This is a genomic window from Bacillus sp. 1021 (assembly GCF_014534735.1).
Classification (GTDB): domain Bacteria; phylum Bacillota; class Bacilli; order Bacillales; family Bacillaceae; genus Bacillus; species Bacillus siamensis.
Map to the genome: position 1 here is coordinate 523,851 of NZ_JACVSR010000002.1, position 15,702 is coordinate 539,552.

The window sequence follows — 15,702 nt, forward strand, 5'->3', positions numbered from 1 at the left end:
ATTTTCAATGCCATCGACATTTATGGGGCTCGAAACAGCAAGACGTGCACTGAGTGCGCAGCAGACTGCATTGAGCACAGTTTCAAATAACGTTGCAAATGCAAATACAGAAGGATATACAAGGCAGCGCGTCACATTACAATCGACGAGCCCTTACCCCGCTGTATCAAAAAACAGTGAGCTGACGGCCGGCCAAATCGGAACCGGGGTCAAAGCCGGTTCAGTGGAGCGTGTCAGAGACAGTTTTTTAGACTATCAGTACAGAACTGAAAATACAAAATTAGGCTACTATACAGCCCGTTCCAATTCATTGTCGCAAATGGAAGGCGTCATGAAAGAGCTTGATGATAACGGATTAAACGGATCACTCAGTTCGTTTTGGAATGCTCTTCAGGACCTGGCGACGAACCCGGAAAATAAGGGAGCGCGCTCAGTCTTGCAGGAGCAGGGGAAATCTCTTGTCGAGAGTTTTAACTATATATCAAGCTCTTTGACTAACATTCAGGGGGATATTAAAAAGAACCTGGATAACACAGCGGATCAGGCCAATTCAATTTTAAATCAGCTGAATGACCTTAATACTCAAATAGCGGCAGTTGAGCCGAGCGGTATGCTTCCTAATGATTTATATGACCAAAGAGACAGATTGATTGACCAACTATCTTCTATGGCAAATATAAAAGTTTCATATAATAAGTCGGGCGGACATGCCTTGGCGACTGCTGAGGGCACGGTCAACGTGGAATTGCTGAACGGAAACAACAATTCTCTCGGAACACTGCTTGATGGTAATACAAAAACCGTTTCAGAAATGAAAATCAACTACGACCAGGACAGCGGTCTTGTGTCAAGCGTATCCGTCGGCAGCAATGCGGTTAATGCGGATGCATTTACCGGCAAAGGCTCACTTTTAGGTCTTATTGAGTCATACGGCTATATGTCAAATGGAGAAGAAAAGGGCCTTTATCCTGAAATGATGACTGCTCTTGATAATATGGCGCTCTCCTTTGCTGACGCGTTTAATGCAGTTCACGAAAAAGGAAAGACCTATACAGGCGAACAGGGCGCAGCATTTTTTGATTTCAGCGGTGATGAAGCGGTGCCGGTAAAAGGGGCGGCAGCCAAAATAAAAGTCAGTGACAAAGTCCTTGCGTCTACAGACAATATCGCAGCGTCGTTAAACGGAGAAAAAAGCGACGGCACAAACGCGACAAACCTGGCAGCCGTGCAGAACAGCAAGCTGACAATTAACGGTGAAACCACTACAATTAATGACTTTTATGAATCCCTTATCGGCAAGCTGGGCGTTAATTCACAAAAAGCGGCCAATCTTATGAACAACTCTGAAAGCAACACCCTTTCGGCCGATCAGCGGAGACAATCAGTCAGCGCCGTGTCATTAGATGAAGAAATGACAAATATGATTCAGTTTCAGCACGCTTATAATGCCGCTGCGCGAATCATAACGATGCAGGATCAAATATACGATAAAATTATTAACGGTATGGGCACCGGAGGAAGATAAGGAGATAAGTAAATGAGAGTAACTCAAGGGATGATCGCAAAAAATTCTCTTCGATTTATCGGCTCAAGTTATGACAAGCTCGATCGGCTTCAGCAGCAAGTGTCTACGGGGAAAAAAATCACCAAAGCTTCTGATGATCCGGTCGTCGCAATGAAGGGAATGCAGTACCGTACTCAGCTTGCGCAGGTCAACCAGTATCAGCGGAATGTTTCGCAAGGTTTCACATGGCTGGAAAACTCGGAATCCAGCGTAAACTCAGAGACGGATATTATGGGGAAAATCCGAGACTTGATGATTAAGGCAAAAAGTGATTCGAACGGTGAAACGGAATTAAAAGCAATCGGTACAGAAATCGGCCAGCTGAAAAAGCAGCTCGTTTCTGTCGCGAATACTCAAGTGAACGGGCGTTACCTGTTTAACGGAACAAATTCAGATGTCCCGCCGATCACTGAAAATGCCGACGGCACGTATACGTACAACTATGAAAATTACACTAGTGCTTCGGATGTTAATATCAACATTTCGAACGGGGCAGTGCTGAAAGTGAATTCTGACCCGAAATCAGCTTTCGGGGGCGTCGCTCAAAATGGAGATAATGTATTTGAATTTCTCAACTCATTAGAAGCTTCTTTAAGCAAAGGTACGCTCTCTGAAGCAGATTCAAATCAAATTCTGTCAGACATCGACGGTTTTACTGACAAAATGAATGCTGAAAAATCCAATATCGGCGCCCGAACAAACCGTTTGGAACTCATTAAGACAAGGTTGGAATCTCAAGCTGCTACCGCTGAAAAAGTATTGTCAGATAATGAAGATGTAGAAATGGAAGATGTGATTGTTGATTATTTATCTCAGCAGACGGTACATAAAGCTGCGCTGTCAGTAAATGCGAATATCATTCAGCCGTCACTGATCGACTTCCTGAAATAATAGATGAAACGTCTTCTATATATAAAAAAAGCGACTCACAACAGGGAGATCGCTTTTTTTACTAGAACACTCTAAAGAGGAGGGGTCTCTATGCAGATGCAGAGATTGATTATTGACAGTGTGCCTGCTAAAATCGGTATAACCTTTCAGAAGGAAGAAATCGAGATGGAACAGCCGCCCGCTGACCTGGAAATCGAGCAGCCGCCGGCAGAGCTGAACATTGAAAGCACGCCGGCCAAACTGACGATTGATCAGACGAGGGCGTGGGAGAACTTAAATCTGAAATCATTTGAGAAGCTGAACGCTGAAGCCGCCCAGAAAGGTGCGCAAGCATGCAGTGAGTTTATTGCGAAAACAGTCAGAGAAGGGAAGGAAATGGCGGCTATTGAAAAGAAAACCGGCAATGTGATGGCCCGGCAGGTAGCGGATGTCAGCCCGCCTGATCCATTTGGCGAATTCAGCGATTTTCTGCCTGCGCAGTTTCTCGTTGACATTGACTGCATTCCTTCAAAGCTTACGGTTGATATTGAAGCCCGCAAACCTTCAATTGAAGCTACCGCTCATAAACCGGTATGGAATTACACACCGGGGAGAGTTCAGATTGATATGAGGCAAGACCCTAAAGTGACGATTTCGGTTGACGACGGTAATACAGAATAAAAGATGAAAGTGGTAAAGGATTGTGAAGCATGATTATTAAAACAAAATATCACGGAGAAATCAGAATAGACGAAGGGCAGATTATCTCATTTGAAAACGGGCTGCCGGGATTTAATGACGAGACTCAATTTGTTGTTCTTCCTTTGTCGGAAGATTCACCGTTTTTGGCGCTGCAGTCTGTCAAACAGGAGCATATCGCCTTTATTGTCGCCAGTCCGTTTATTTTCTTTAAAGGATACGAATTTGACATTGACCAATCGACGCTGGAGCTTTTGCACATTGAAGATATAGAAGACGTCGAAGTGATGGCAATTTTAACGCTGGAAGAGCCTTTTGAAAACACGACCGCCAATTTAAAAGCGCCGATTATCGTCAATAAAAAGGAAATGAAGGCGAAACAAATCATTTTACATGATGCTTCCTATGAAACAAAACATTTGATAGGAGGAGGATCATGCTAGTTCTCTCGAGAAAAGTGAATGAGTCCATTCAGATCGGGCCGGATATTGAAATCAAGGTGATTGCCATCGAAGGAGAGCAAGTGAAGCTGGGAATTGAAGCGCCGCAGCACGTGGATATTCATCGGAAGGAAATATACTTGTCTATCCTGGAAGAGAATAACAGAGCCGTATCTTTTAATACTGATTTATTACTTAATTTATCCTCACAAAAAAAGTGAGGATTTTTTTATTTTCAATATAAACAATAGAAGCGGCCGTCCGATATATATAGTGTAGCCAATGAGAGGAAAAATTTTCTTCAAAAATGACGCTGCGCAAATGCACAAGGACGTGCGAAAAACAATTCAGGGAGGAAATACAAAATGAGAATCAACCACAATATCGCGGCTCTTAACACTAGCCGTCAGCTGAATGCAGGTTCAAGCTCTGCTGCAAAAAACATGGAAAAATTATCTTCAGGTCTTCGCATCAACCGCGCTGGTGATGACGCTGCGGGTCTTGCGATCTCTGAAAAAATGCGTTCTCAAATCCGCGGTTTAGACATGGCGTCTAAAAACGCTCAAGACGGAATCTCTCTTATCCAAACATCTGAGGGTGCATTGAACGAAACTCACAGCATTCTTCAGCGTATGAGCGAGCTTGCTACACAAGCGGCGAACGATACAAACACAGATTCAGACCGTTCTGAGCTTCAAAAAGAGATGGACCAATTATCATCTGAAGTAACAAGAATTTCTACTGACACTGAGTTCAACACGAAGAAACTTCTTGACGGAACTGCGAAAAACCTTACGTTCCAAATCGGAGCTAACGAAGGCCAAACAATGAGCCTGTCTATCAATAAAATGGATTCTGAAAGCCTGAAAGTCGGTACAACTTATACAGCAAATGCTGACGGATCTAAAATTACAGATAAAGATGGAAATGAAGCAACACTTGTAACTGACGGTTCTAAAGGACCGAATGGCTACTATGATGCTGCTGATAAATTAGTTTATCAAGCTGACAGTGCTGTGGCTGGAGATTCTAAAGTAACAAAAGGTATCGACATCTCTTCTTCAGCTAAAGCTGCGTCTTCAGCTCTTACAACAATCAAAACAGCTATCGACACAGTATCTAGCGAGCGCGCTAAACTTGGTGCGGTTCAAAACCGTTTAGAGCACACAATCAACAACCTTGGTACTTCTTCTGAGAACCTGACTTCTGCTGAATCACGTATCCGTGACGTAGACATGGCTTCTGAGATGATGGAGTACACGAAAAACAACATCCTTACTCAGGCTTCTCAAGCAATGCTTGCGCAAGCTAACCAACAGCCTCAGCAAGTTCTTCAATTGCTTAAAGGTTAATGACGGAAAGATCCTGGTTCTCCAGGGTCTTTTTTTATTTTTGCAGCATTCCCCCCTCAGCATGCCAAGGAATCCTATTGACAAAATGAAACGTTATAATTTGCAGTTAAATTATTGAAAACCTTTTAATCTGACCGATATAAGAATAAGATCATACATTTATGGAGCTGTGATATGATAAACAGTCGGAAACTCACTGTTGTCATAGAGCCGTCTACGACTAAACGCCGAAAAGGAGAGGGTACATATGGTCACAAGAATCACAGGCCTTAATTCCGGTCTTGATGTAGATTCTCTGGTGAAAAAAATGATGGATGCCGAAAAGCAGCCGCTTAATAAATTAAACCAGCAAAAGCAGACGCTTGAATGGAAGCGCGATGCTTATCGGGAAATGAATACCCAGATTGCCGACATGTATTCCACTACATTTAATAATATGCTGATGTCCACAAACTGGAATAAAAAAACAGTAACAAGTTCGGATTCCAGTGTCAGCGCGGCGGCTGTCAGTGCTGAACAGAATATTTCAACGAGCATGTCTGTACAGCAGCTGGCTACGCCGACGACTTATAAATCCTCAGGGGCCATCAATTTCACTTCGGGTCAAAGCCAAACATTGAAATTCAATGTCACAAATCCGGGCGAAACGAAGCCGACTGAGGTAAACGTCACGATCGCCGCAACCGATACGATTGATGATGTGGTCACCAAACTGAACAGCTCGGGCCTCGGGGTGACGGCTTTAAAAGAGAAAATCTCCAACGGCACGGATTATGTGGATACGATCGCGTTTACTTCCAATAAAACGGGAGAAGGGTTTGCCCTTGCCGCAGGTGATGACGCAACTAAAAGCTTCCTGAAAGATCAGCTCGGTTTTGCCGTTGATGATACAACGAATGAACTTACGGCCAATGCCGAAGGGAAAAACGCGAAGTTTACGTTCAACGGGCTTGAAATGACAAAAACGTCAAATAACTTTACGATCAACGGCATCAAATACACGCTGAACAGCGTGACGGACAGCAATAAAACGGTTACGATTAACAGCACGACTGATACGGACGGCATTTTTAACAACATTAAAGATTTCGTTGATAAATACAATACGTTAATTAAAAGCGCAAACGAGAAGGTGACAGAATCAAAATACCGTGATTATACGCCGTTAACCGATGAACAAAGAGAAGCGATGACCGATAAGCAGGTTGAGCAGTGGGAGGCAAAAGCCAAAAGCGGTTTATTGCGGAGCGACAGCACGCTGCAAAACGGTTTGGCGGAGATGCGGATTGATCTGTACTCGACGGTTACGATTGACGGGAAAAAATATCAGCTTGCCGATTTCGGAATTGAGACGTCTGATAGTTATACGGATCAAGGAAAGCTTGTCATTAAAGACGAAGCGAAACTGAAACAGAAAATTACCGAGAATCCTGCTCTCGTGGCTAAACTGTTTAATGCAGACAGCCCTGATACAGCGAAAACCAAAAACCCGGAGGAACAGGGGATTGCCCGGAGATTAAAAGACACATTAAATAAAATGCAGATTCAAATTTCAAAACAGGCGGGTACGGAAAGCTCGGTATCAACCAGCTTTGCCATCGGAAAAAGCCTGGATGAAATAGAAACAAATATTTCCAATATGAAAACGAAGCTGGATGACATCGAGACGAGATATTATAAAAAGTTCAGTGCACTGGATACGGCATTGGAGAAATTGAACAGCCAATCTTCATATCTCACGTCAATGTTAGGATCTTCAACATCATAACCTTGGAGGTTTTATAAAAATGGCAATAAATAATCCTTTTGCTGCTTATCAGCAGACATCCGTCTTTACAGCCGCTCCGGAAGAGCTGACCCTTATGCTTTATAACGGCTGCCTGCGATTCATTAAGCTGGCAAGGCAGGCGATGAAGCAAAACAACCTTGAAGCCAAAAATGAAAATATCGTAAAGGCGCAAAACATCATTCAAGAGCTCAGCATCACGTTAAACCGGGAGATTGAGATTTCTGAACAAATGTCATCAATCTATGATTACATACGCCGCCGCCTGATTGAAGCGAACGTGCAGAATAATGAAGGATTGTTAGATGAAGCGGAAAAGCTTGTTACTGAATTCCGCGATACGTGGAAACAAGCCATGCAGAGCGAACGGAAAAACAGCCACGGTGCGGGCGGCCTTGCCTGATGAACAGCAATGTCCTTTCTTTGTATAACGAAACGAAGAACATGTACGCCGCACTGAAGGATGCCCAGGAAAGCGACGGCCTCATCAGCAGCTTTACGGCATTTACGGAGAAAAGGGAGGAGATGCTTGCGGGCATAAAGCCGCCTTTTTCCGAAGAAGAAAAAACGCTTCTTCAGCAGGTGGCCGCGATGGACCGCTTGATTACCGGGGAAGTGAAACGGATCCAGGATGGCATCCGAAATGAAATAAAAACACTCAAGAAAAAACGGGTGTACCATAATACGTATTTTAATCCGTATCATCAAACGACAAGTGACGGCCGTTATTACGACAAACGCAAATAGGTGAGTGTTTTGAGAAGTTTGAACGATTACCATTTGGTGTCAGCATACTACCAGCTTCTTTTTACCATTGATGAGGGGCTCTGCTACCTATTGGATACGCAGGATGATTTTTTCAAGACGGAGGGCGAACGGATTTACAACGATTTGATTCAGGCTTTTTTTCATCTCGATTCCTCTCATGCGCTTCTCTTGTCTATCGTTGAGTGCCGATGCGTGGAGACTGCGATTCGGTCATTTGACGAGATTTTTCAGGATTTCAGCATGTTAAATGATTATGATTTTCCGTCCGCTCCATTTCAGGAGTTTTTAAAAACCATCTTTCTGCCGCATTATAAGGTGTGGATGGAGCAGACGCACGACTGCATCAAACCGTATGTTCTTCACTAGACCTGCTGCAAGCGGCAGGTCTTTTGCCTGCGTCTTCTGCATATACTGATAATCCTGCCGGAAGCAGCGGATATAAGCCGACACCATTCGTCATCGTTCACCGAATTTACACATTATTTTAACGTTTCAGCAGGGATCAGAAGGGGAAAAAGAGAAATAGTTACATATCCTTAGATAAAGGGAGGCGTTCTTTGATGAACTACAATATCAGAGGAGAAAACATTGAGGTTACACCTGCGTTAAAGGATCATGTGGAAAGAAAAATCGGCAAGCTGGAACGATATTTCGAGCAGAGCGTCAATGCCGATGTGAACGTCAACTTAAAATTCTATAATGATAAGGAATCCAAAGTTGAAGTCACCATTCCGATGACTGATCTGGCGCTTCGATCCGAAGTGCATAACGAGGATATGTACAATGCAATTGATCTCGCAACAAACAAGCTGGAACGTCAAATCCGAAAGCATAAAACAAAAGTCAACCGAAAATTCCGCGAGCAGGGTCTTCCGAAACATTACTTCGAGAACGGAAGCGCAGCTGATACAAACGTAGCGGTTCAGGACGAAATTGAAGATGACAGCCCGGAAATTGTCCGTCAGAAACGTTTTAATTTAAAACCGATGGATAATGAAGAAGCGATTCTCCAAATGAATATGCTCGGACATAATTTCTTCGTATTCACCAACGCGGAAACGAATCTCACAAATGTCGTTTACCGCCGAAATGACGGCAAATACGGATTAATTGAACCGACTGAATAAACCATCCAGCCTTCCGTGAACGCGCGGAAGGTTTTTCTCTATACTTTATCTGCAAATTCTTTGGAAATAACCAAAGGTATGTTATGATAATGAGAGGTATACATGGACAGAAAATTATCATTTATTCCATGCGAAATCTGCATGTGAACATAGAGGAGCGTTATAGATGCTTGGGATTTTAAATAAAATGTTTGATCCGACCAAACGTGCGCTGAACAAATACGAAAAAATAGCGAATGACATTGATGCTGTAAAAGGAGATTATGAAAATCTCTCTGACGATGCGCTTAAACAAAAAACGGCAGAATTTAAAGAGCGGCTTGAAAAAGGAGAAACGACGGATGACCTTCTTGTCGAAGCGTTTGCCGTCGTTCGTGAAGCTTCACGCCGCGTAACCGGCATGTTCCCGTTTAAAGTGCAGCTGATGGGGGGCCTTGCCCTTCATGAGGGGAATATCGCAGAAATGAAAACAGGGGAAGGGAAAACGCTGACGTCCACCCTTCCGGTATATTTAAACGCGTTGACGGGAAAAGGCGTTCACGTCGTGACGGTCAACGAATATCTGGCAAGCCGTGATGCTCAGCAAATGGGAGAAATTTTCGAGTTTCTCGGGCTTACAGTCGGCCTGAACCTGAATTCGTTGTCAAAAGACGAAAAACGCGAAGCTTATGCGGCCGATATCACATATTCAACGAATAATGAACTCGGCTTTGATTATTTGCGTGACAACATGGTGCTTTATAAAGAACAAATGGTGCAGCGCCCGCTTCATTTTGCCGTTATTGATGAAGTCGATTCCATTTTAGTCGATGAAGCGAGAACGCCATTGATTATTTCCGGACAAGCTCAGAAGTCCACAAAACTGTACGTGCAGGCAAATGCGTTTGTCCGCACACTCAAGCAAGATCAGGATTATACGTATGACGTCAAAACGAAGGGCGTTCAGCTGACGGAAGAAGGAATGACGAAGGCTGAAAAAACGTTCGGCATCGACAACCTGTTTGATGTCAAAAACGTGGCATTGAACCACCATATCAACCAGGCTTTAAAAGCCCATGCGGCGATGCAGAAAGACGTGGATTATGTTGTTGAGGACGGCCAGGTCGTCATCGTCGATTCCTTCACCGGCCGTCTGATGAAAGGACGCCGCTACAGCGAAGGCCTTCACCAGGCGATTGAAGCGAAAGAAGGCTTGGAGATTCAAAATGAAAGCATGACTCTGGCGACGATTACGTTCCAAAACTATTTCCGTATGTATGAAAAGCTTGCCGGCATGACTGGTACCGCAAAAACGGAAGAGGAAGAATTCCGCAATATTTATAACATGCAGGTTGTGTCCATTCCGACCAACCAGCCGGTCATCCGTGAAGACCGTCCGGATTTGATCTACCGCTCAATGGAAGGGAAATTCAAGGCGGTGGCGGAGGATGTCGCCCAGCGCTACATGACCGGACAGCCCGTTCTTGTCGGTACGGTTGCCGTTGAAACATCTGAATTGATTTCTAAACTTCTGAAGAATAAAGGAATTCCGCATCAGGTGCTGAACGCGAAAAACCATGAGCGTGAAGCTCAGATCATTGAAGAAGCGGGACAAAAAGGCGCTGTCACAATTGCGACCAACATGGCAGGACGCGGAACCGACATTAAACTCGGTGAAGGCGTAAAAGAGCTTGGCGGCCTTGCAGTCGTCGGTACGGAACGCCATGAATCCCGCCGGATTGACAACCAGCTCCGCGGACGTTCAGGGCGTCAGGGAGACCCGGGTATCACACAATTTTATCTTTCAATGGAAGATGAATTGATGCGCCGTTTCGGAGCTGAACGGACGATGGCGATGCTTGACCGGTTCGGTATGGATGACTCCACGCCGATTCAGAGCAAAATGGTGTCACGCGCCGTGGAATCGTCTCAAAAACGTGTCGAAGGAAACAACTTCGATTCACGTAAACAGCTTCTCCAATATGACGACGTGCTCCGTCAGCAGCGCGAAGTCATTTACAAGCAGCGTTTTGAAGTCATTGACTCTGAAAACCTGTGTGACATTGTGGAAGGCATGATCAAGTCTTCACTGGAGCGTGCAATTGCCGCTTATACGCCGAAAGAGGAGCTTCCGGAAGAATGGAATCTTGACGGCCTCGTGGAGCTTGTGAATACAACGTATCTTGATGAAGGCGCGCTTGAAAAGAGCGATATCTTCGGAAAAGAACCGGATGAAATGCATGAGATGATCATGGATCGTATCATGACAAAATATAATGAAAAAGAAGAGAATTTCGGCACAGAGCAGATGCGTGAATTCGAAAAAGTCATCGTATTGCGTGCCGTCGATTCAAAATGGATGGATCATATTGATGCGATGGATCAGCTGCGTCAAGGGATTCACCTTCGCGCCTATGCGCAGACAAATCCGCTGCGTGAATACCAAATGGAAGGTTTCGCTATGTTTGAGCACATGATTGAGTCCATTGAGGACGAGGTTGCGAAATTCGTCATGAAGGCCGAGATTGAAAGCAATCTGGAACGCGAAGAAGTTGTTCAGGGCCAAACGACGGCTCACCAGCCGCAGGACGGCGATGAGGCCAAACAAGTGAAAAAAGCGCCGGTGCGCAAAGTCGTAGATATCGGACGCAACGCGCCTTGCCATTGCGGAAGCGGAAAAAAATATAAAAATTGCTGCGGCCGGACAGAATAGTCACGACTGTATGCATCGAACATGACCGGGTCTGCGTCTTATGGCGCCCCGGATCTTTTAATGAGGTGAATGGAATGGAATTATCAGAAATCAGGGCAGAGCTCGAAAATATGGCTTCTCGTTTAGCGGACTTCAGGGGGTCTCTTTGACCTCGAATCAAAGGAAGCCCGCATTGCAGAATTAGATGAAAAGATGGCGGAACCGGAATTCTGGAATGACCAGCAGAAGGCCCAAACTGTCATCAACGAAGCGAACGGTCTGAAGGAATACGTGAACTCCTATCATCAGCTGAGCGAGTCTCATGAAGAGCTCCAAATGACACATGATCTTTTAAAAGAAGAACCTGATACGGATCTTCAGCAGGAGCTTGAGAAAGAGCTGAAGTCATTAACGAAGGAATTGAATGAATTTGAGCTTCAGCTGCTGCTCAGTGAACCATATGACAAAAATAACGCGATTTTAGAACTTCACCCGGGTGCCGGCGGTACAGAATCCCAAGACTGGGGTTCCATGCTGCTCAGAATGTATACCCGCTGGGCGGAAAGACGCGGATTCAAAGTTGAAACGCTTGATTATCTGCCAGGAGATGAAGCCGGAATTAAGTCGGTCACACTGCTCATTAAGGGCCACAATGCATACGGCTATTTAAAAGCGGAAAAAGGCGTACACCGACTCGTGCGGATTTCTCCGTTTGATTCATCAGGCCGCCGCCACACGTCATTCGTGTCATGTGAAGTCATGCCTGAATTCAATGAAGAAATTGACATTGATATTCGTACCGAAGACATTAAAGTTGATACGTACCGGGCAAGCGGTGCCGGCGGACAGCACGTCAATACGACTGATTCGGCCGTTCGGATCACCCACCTGCCGACAAATGTAGTCGTCACATGCCAGACGGAACGTTCACAAATCAAAAACCGCGACAGAGCGATGAAAATGCTCAAAGCGAAGCTGTATCAGCGCAGAATTGAAGAACAGCAGGCGGAGCTTGACGAAATCCGCGGCGAACAGAAAGAAATCGGCTGGGGCAGCCAGATCCGCTCTTACGTGTTCCATCCGTACTCCATGGTGAAAGACCACCGGACCAATACGGAAATGGGGAACGTACAGGCGGTTATGGACGGAGATATTGATATCTTCATTGATGCCTACTTACGCTCTAAACTGTCTTAATCCGGGAACACACCTGCCTTTGGCATGGTGTGTTTTTTTATCCGTTCTCTTTTCCATTTTTCACAATAGCGCTTTAGCAAATTAATACGGTATTTGGCTGTTATTTACTTCTAAGCCGGGAAGACTTAAAATGCTATCGAGAGAAAATCGGAGAACGGAGGATTTTGCATGGATGTGAATCACAATAAGCCGCTCCGGCTGATCAAAGATTACATATATATCATGATCGGCGCGGCGATTACAGGGGTCGTGTTTAACGTATTTTTGCTGCCGAACCGTATAGCGGCGGGCGGAGTAAGCGGAATCAGCACCATTTTGGAGACATTTGGTTTTGAGCCGGCTTACGTGCAGTGGATCATTAACATCCCCTTGTTTATCGCCGGAGTGATCATTCTCGGCGGGAAATTCGGAATGAAGACACTTGTCGGTTCCATCGTTCTGCCGCTTGCCGTCTTTTTAACAAGAGACCTGCCTGCCGCGACGACCCATGAACTGCTGGCGGCGATTTTCGGAGGCGTCGGGATCGGCGCTGGGATCGGCATTGTGTATCTCGGCAAAGGCTCCACGGGGGGAACGGCACTGGCGGCGCAGATCATCCACAAATACACGGGGCTTTCACTGGGAACGTGCCTTGCCATCATGGACGGATTAATTGTGCTGAGCGCGATGCTCGTTTTCGGAGTGGAACAGGGACTGTATGCGATGCTTGGGGTATTTATGTCAAGCAAAACGATTGATGTCGTGCAGGTCGGGTTCAACCGCTCCAAAATGGCTTTAATTATAACGCAGCATGAAGAAGCCGTCAGGTCGGCTGTGTTTACGGAAATTGACAGGGGAGTGACGAAGATTTCCGCAGTCGGCGGGTATACGGAACATGACCGGCCGATCTTAATGTGTGTCGTCGGCCAGACCGAATTCACAAAACTGAAACAAATCGTCAAACAAATTGATGAGTCAGCCTTTGTCATTGTCGCAGACGCAAGCGAGGTGCTCGGCGAGGGTTTCAAACGCGCGTAAACGGGGTTATAATAGCGAAGGGGTGCATCTTACATATGAAATCAAAATGGGCGCTGCTGGCGCTGGTTCTGACCATGTCCGTCCTGTTGGCGGCATGCGGCGGAGCCAATGAATCGAAAAAAGAAAGCTCTGACAGTTCAGGCGGATCGAAAGCATCTGCGTCAGCGGGCGAAGAGCTTTATCAGCAAAGCTGTATCGGCTGTCACGGTAAAGACTTAGAAGGCGGCGGAGGTCCGAATTTACAGGAAGTCGGCGGGAAGTATGATGAAGCTAAAATTGAAAGCATCATTAAAAACGGACGCGGCAATATGCCGAGCCATCTTGTAAATGATGAGGAAGCCGCGAAGATCGCAAAATGGCTGTCACAGAAAAAATAACAGAAAAACCTTGCCTGTTATAGGGGCAAGGTTTTTTCACGGCCTGGGAATGAAAAGAAACTGTAATAGTAATATGTCTAAATTTGACGTATAATGAAGTGTACTGAGGAAAAGGAACTTTCAGATTTTTCATCTGTTTCCTGGTAGATCGGCCATAAACTGCAGTATTTTTGCGAACTCTATGGCTGCAAGACATAAATAAAAGATTAGGTGATTTCATGATAGAGATGAAAGAAGTATATAAATCCTATCCGAACGGTGTAAAAGCGATTAACGGGCTGTCAGTCATGATTCATCCCGGAGAATTTGTATATGTCGTAGGACCGAGCGGAGCCGGTAAATCTACTTTTATTAAAATGATTTACAGAGAAGAAAAACCGACAAAAGGGCAAATATTGATTAATCATAAAGATCTCGCGGCTGTGAAAGAAAAAGAGATTCCTTTCGTGCGGCGTAAAATAGGTGTTGTTTTCCAGGATTTTAAACTTCTTCCGAAATTGACGGTATTTGAAAACGTAGCGTTTGCGCTTGAGGTTATCGGAGAGCAGCAGTCAGTCATTAAAAAACGCGTGCTCGAAGTGCTCGATCTTGTGCAGCTGAAGCATAAAGCGCGGCAGTTTCCCGACCAGCTTTCCGGAGGAGAACAGCAGCGTGTTTCCATCGCAAGATCCATCGTCAACAATCCTGACGTCGTTATAGCTGACGAACCGACGGGCAACCTTGATCCGGTAACATCATGGGAAGTCATGAAGACACTGGAAGAGATTAACAACCGCGGAACGACCGTCGTGATGGCGACACACAATAAAGAAATAGTAAACACCATGAAGAAACGGGTCATCGCGATCGAAGACGGAATTATTGTGCGTGATGAGTCAAGAGGGGAGTATGGTTCTTATGATTAAAATTCTCGGGCGCCATTTGCGTGAGAGTTTTAAATCTCTCGGAAGAAACACATGGATGACATTTGCATCCATCAGCGCTGTTACCGTTACATTGATTTTGGTCGGCGTGTTTTTAGTCATTATGCTGAATTTAAACAACATGGCTAAAAATGCTGAAAAAGAAGTGGAAATTAAAGTATTAATCGATCTGACGTCAAATAAGAAAACGCAGGATACGCTGCAGAATGAGATTAAAGACATCTCGGGAATCCAAAGCGTAGAATTTTCATCTAAAGATAAAGAGCTTGATCAATTGGTCAAAAGCTTCGGCGACAGCGGAAAGGCCATGAAAATGCAAGATCAGGAAAACCCGCTGAACAACGCGTTTATCGTCAAAACGACAGATCCGCATGATACGCCGAAAGTCGCGAAAAAAATTGAGAAGCTGGATCATGTATATAAAGTGACATACGGGAAAGAAGAAGTCAGCCGTCTGTTTAAGGTCGTCGGAGTGTCACGCAACATCGGGATCGCGTTAATCATCGGCCTTCTGTTCACGGCAATGTTCTTAATTTCAAATACAATTAAAATCACGATTTTCGCCAGAAGAAAAGAGATTGAAATCATGAAGCTTGTCGGCGCGACAAACTGGTTTATCCGCTGGCCGTTTTTCCTTGAAGGGCTGCTGCTTGGGGTATTCGGTTCTGTCATACCGATCGCCCTCGTGCTGAGCACGTACCAGTCAATGGTCGCTTGGGTGGCTCCGAAAGTTCAGGGCTCATTTGTTTCACTCCTGCCGTACAGTCCGTTTGTGTTCCAAGTATCACTTGTGCTCATTCTGATCGGCGCGGTTATCGGAGTATGGGGAAGCCTGACTTCCATCCGGAAATTCCTTCGTGTATAAATGCAAAAGCCAGTCTTTGTCAGACTGGCTTTTTTTGATGGTTCTG

Annotated in this window: 17 protein-coding genes; all 17 read left to right on the top strand. The window is 45.1% G+C overall.

The annotated features are described in order from the left end of the window. Positions 1-7: 7 nt before the first annotated feature. The 17 genes from flgK to ftsX all read left to right on the top strand — a co-directional run bounded on the left by flgK (position 8) and on the right by ftsX (position 15,656). Positions 8-1,525, top strand: coding sequence for a flagellar hook-associated protein FlgK (flgK, locus tag ICW23_RS09285; RefSeq protein ID WP_188154391.1), 1,518 nt, complete (start codon positions 8-10; stop codon positions 1,523-1,525). Positions 1,526-1,537: 12 nt separating this feature from the next. Then, positions 1,538-2,455: a flagellar hook-associated protein FlgL gene (gene flgL, locus ICW23_RS09290; RefSeq protein ID WP_016937776.1), complete on the top strand. Its 918-nt coding sequence runs from the start codon at positions 1,538-1,540 to the stop codon at positions 2,453-2,455. A 90-nt stretch (positions 2,456-2,545) separates the two neighbouring features. Next, positions 2,546-3,115 carry a DUF6470 family protein gene (locus ICW23_RS09295; protein ID WP_188154392.1) on the top strand — a complete coding sequence of 190 codons (570 nt, stop codon included), beginning with the start codon at positions 2,546-2,548 and terminating at the stop codon, positions 3,113-3,115. Between the two features lie 29 nt (positions 3,116-3,144). Continuing rightward, the gene (gene fliW / locus ICW23_RS09300) at positions 3,145-3,576 is read left to right on the top strand and encodes a flagellar assembly protein FliW (protein WP_016937778.1); all 432 of its coding nucleotides are present in this window, start codon (positions 3,145-3,147) and stop codon (positions 3,574-3,576) included. Beyond that, positions 3,570-3,794, top strand: coding sequence for a carbon storage regulator CsrA (csrA, locus tag ICW23_RS09305; RefSeq protein WP_003151402.1), 225 nt, complete (start codon positions 3,570-3,572; stop codon positions 3,792-3,794). The genes fliW and csrA overlap by 7 nt, the downstream gene beginning before the upstream one ends. A gap of 144 nt (positions 3,795-3,938) precedes the next feature. Further along, positions 3,939-4,925 (top strand): flagellin N-terminal helical domain-containing protein, encoded by a 987-nt coding sequence (locus ICW23_RS09310; RefSeq protein WP_016937779.1) that lies wholly within the window; start codon positions 3,939-3,941, stop codon positions 4,923-4,925. Between the two features lie 247 nt (positions 4,926-5,172). Further along, positions 5,173-6,693 carry a flagellar hook-associated protein 2 gene (locus tag ICW23_RS09315; protein WP_045926615.1) on the top strand — a complete coding sequence of 507 codons (1,521 nt, stop codon included), beginning with the start codon at positions 5,173-5,175 and terminating at the stop codon, positions 6,691-6,693. Between the two features lie 19 nt (positions 6,694-6,712). Continuing rightward, positions 6,713-7,114 (top strand): flagellar export chaperone FliS, encoded by a 402-nt coding sequence (fliS, locus tag ICW23_RS09320; protein WP_188154393.1) that lies wholly within the window; start codon positions 6,713-6,715, stop codon positions 7,112-7,114. Then, entirely contained in the window at positions 7,114-7,458 is a 345-nt protein-coding gene (gene fliT / locus ICW23_RS09325; protein WP_188154394.1) for a flagella biosynthesis regulatory protein FliT, read from the top strand. The genes fliS and fliT overlap by 1 nt, the downstream gene beginning before the upstream one ends. Positions 7,459-7,467: 9 nt before the next feature. Continuing rightward, positions 7,468-7,845, top strand: a complete 378-nt coding sequence (locus ICW23_RS09330; RefSeq protein WP_029575299.1) for a DUF8042 domain-containing protein — start codon at positions 7,468-7,470, stop codon at positions 7,843-7,845. Between the two features lie 194 nt (positions 7,846-8,039). Next, the gene (gene hpf, locus ICW23_RS09335; RefSeq protein ID WP_016937784.1) at positions 8,040-8,606 is read left to right on the top strand and encodes a ribosome hibernation-promoting factor, HPF/YfiA family; all 567 of its coding nucleotides are present in this window, start codon (positions 8,040-8,042) and stop codon (positions 8,604-8,606) included. Between the two features lie 166 nt (positions 8,607-8,772). Continuing rightward, positions 8,773-11,298, top strand: coding sequence for a preprotein translocase subunit SecA (gene secA, locus ICW23_RS09340; RefSeq protein ID WP_188154395.1), 2,526 nt, complete (start codon positions 8,773-8,775; stop codon positions 11,296-11,298). 74 nt (positions 11,299-11,372) lie between these two features. Then, positions 11,373-12,474 (top strand): peptide chain release factor 2 gene (gene prfB, locus ICW23_RS09345; RefSeq protein ID WP_155816738.1). Its coding sequence is split into 2 segments (ribosomal slippage): positions 11,373-11,444 and positions 11,446-12,474, totalling 1,101 coding nucleotides; the frame shifts between segments, so codons are not numbered across the junction. 168 nt (positions 12,475-12,642) lie between these two features. After that, positions 12,643-13,491 (top strand): YitT family protein, encoded by an 849-nt coding sequence (locus ICW23_RS09350; protein ID WP_095241253.1) that lies wholly within the window; start codon positions 12,643-12,645, stop codon positions 13,489-13,491. 35 nt (positions 13,492-13,526) lie between these two features. After that, on the top strand, positions 13,527-13,868 hold the full coding sequence (cccB, locus tag ICW23_RS09355) for a cytochrome c551 (protein WP_016937788.1): 342 nt from the start codon (positions 13,527-13,529) through the stop codon (positions 13,866-13,868). A gap of 218 nt (positions 13,869-14,086) precedes the next feature. Next, entirely contained in the window at positions 14,087-14,773 is a 687-nt protein-coding gene (gene ftsE / locus ICW23_RS09360; protein ID WP_003151418.1) for a cell division ATP-binding protein FtsE, read from the top strand. Continuing rightward, positions 14,766-15,656 (top strand): permease-like cell division protein FtsX, encoded by an 891-nt coding sequence (gene ftsX, locus ICW23_RS09365; protein WP_016937789.1) that lies wholly within the window; start codon positions 14,766-14,768, stop codon positions 15,654-15,656. The genes ftsE and ftsX overlap by 8 nt, the downstream gene beginning before the upstream one ends. Positions 15,657-15,702 lie beyond the last annotated feature (46 nt).

Excerpts from the sequence above, each read along its gene's own strand:
- hpf (WP_016937784.1), top strand. The coding sequence starts at position 8,040 with ATGAACTACAATATCAGAGGAGAAAACATTGAGGTTACACCTGCGTTA.
- cccB (WP_016937788.1), top strand. The coding sequence starts at position 13,527 with ATGAAATCAAAATGGGCGCTGCTGGCGCTGGTTCTGACCATGTCCGTC.
- ftsX (WP_016937789.1), top strand. The coding sequence starts at position 14,766 with ATGATTAAAATTCTCGGGCGCCATTTGCGTGAGAGTTTTAAATCTCTC.
- csrA (WP_003151402.1), top strand. The coding sequence starts at position 3,570 with ATGCTAGTTCTCTCGAGAAAAGTGAATGAGTCCATTCAGATCGGGCCG.
- ICW23_RS09310 (WP_016937779.1), top strand. The coding sequence starts at position 3,939 with ATGAGAATCAACCACAATATCGCGGCTCTTAACACTAGCCGTCAGCTG.
- ICW23_RS09295 (WP_188154392.1), top strand. The coding sequence starts at position 2,546 with ATGCAGATGCAGAGATTGATTATTGACAGTGTGCCTGCTAAAATCGGT.
- secA (WP_188154395.1), top strand. The coding sequence starts at position 8,773 with ATGCTTGGGATTTTAAATAAAATGTTTGATCCGACCAAACGTGCGCTG.
- flgK (WP_188154391.1), top strand. The coding sequence starts at position 8 with ATGCCATCGACATTTATGGGGCTCGAAACAGCAAGACGTGCACTGAGT.
- ICW23_RS09315 (WP_045926615.1), top strand. The coding sequence starts at position 5,173 with ATGGTCACAAGAATCACAGGCCTTAATTCCGGTCTTGATGTAGATTCT.
- flgL (WP_016937776.1), top strand. The coding sequence starts at position 1,538 with ATGAGAGTAACTCAAGGGATGATCGCAAAAAATTCTCTTCGATTTATC.
- ICW23_RS09350 (WP_095241253.1), top strand. The coding sequence starts at position 12,643 with ATGGATGTGAATCACAATAAGCCGCTCCGGCTGATCAAAGATTACATA.
- fliW (WP_016937778.1), top strand. The coding sequence starts at position 3,145 with ATGATTATTAAAACAAAATATCACGGAGAAATCAGAATAGACGAAGGG.
- fliS (WP_188154393.1), top strand. The coding sequence starts at position 6,713 with ATGGCAATAAATAATCCTTTTGCTGCTTATCAGCAGACATCCGTCTTT.
- fliT (WP_188154394.1), top strand. The coding sequence starts at position 7,114 with ATGAACAGCAATGTCCTTTCTTTGTATAACGAAACGAAGAACATGTAC.
- ftsE (WP_003151418.1), top strand. The coding sequence starts at position 14,087 with ATGATAGAGATGAAAGAAGTATATAAATCCTATCCGAACGGTGTAAAA.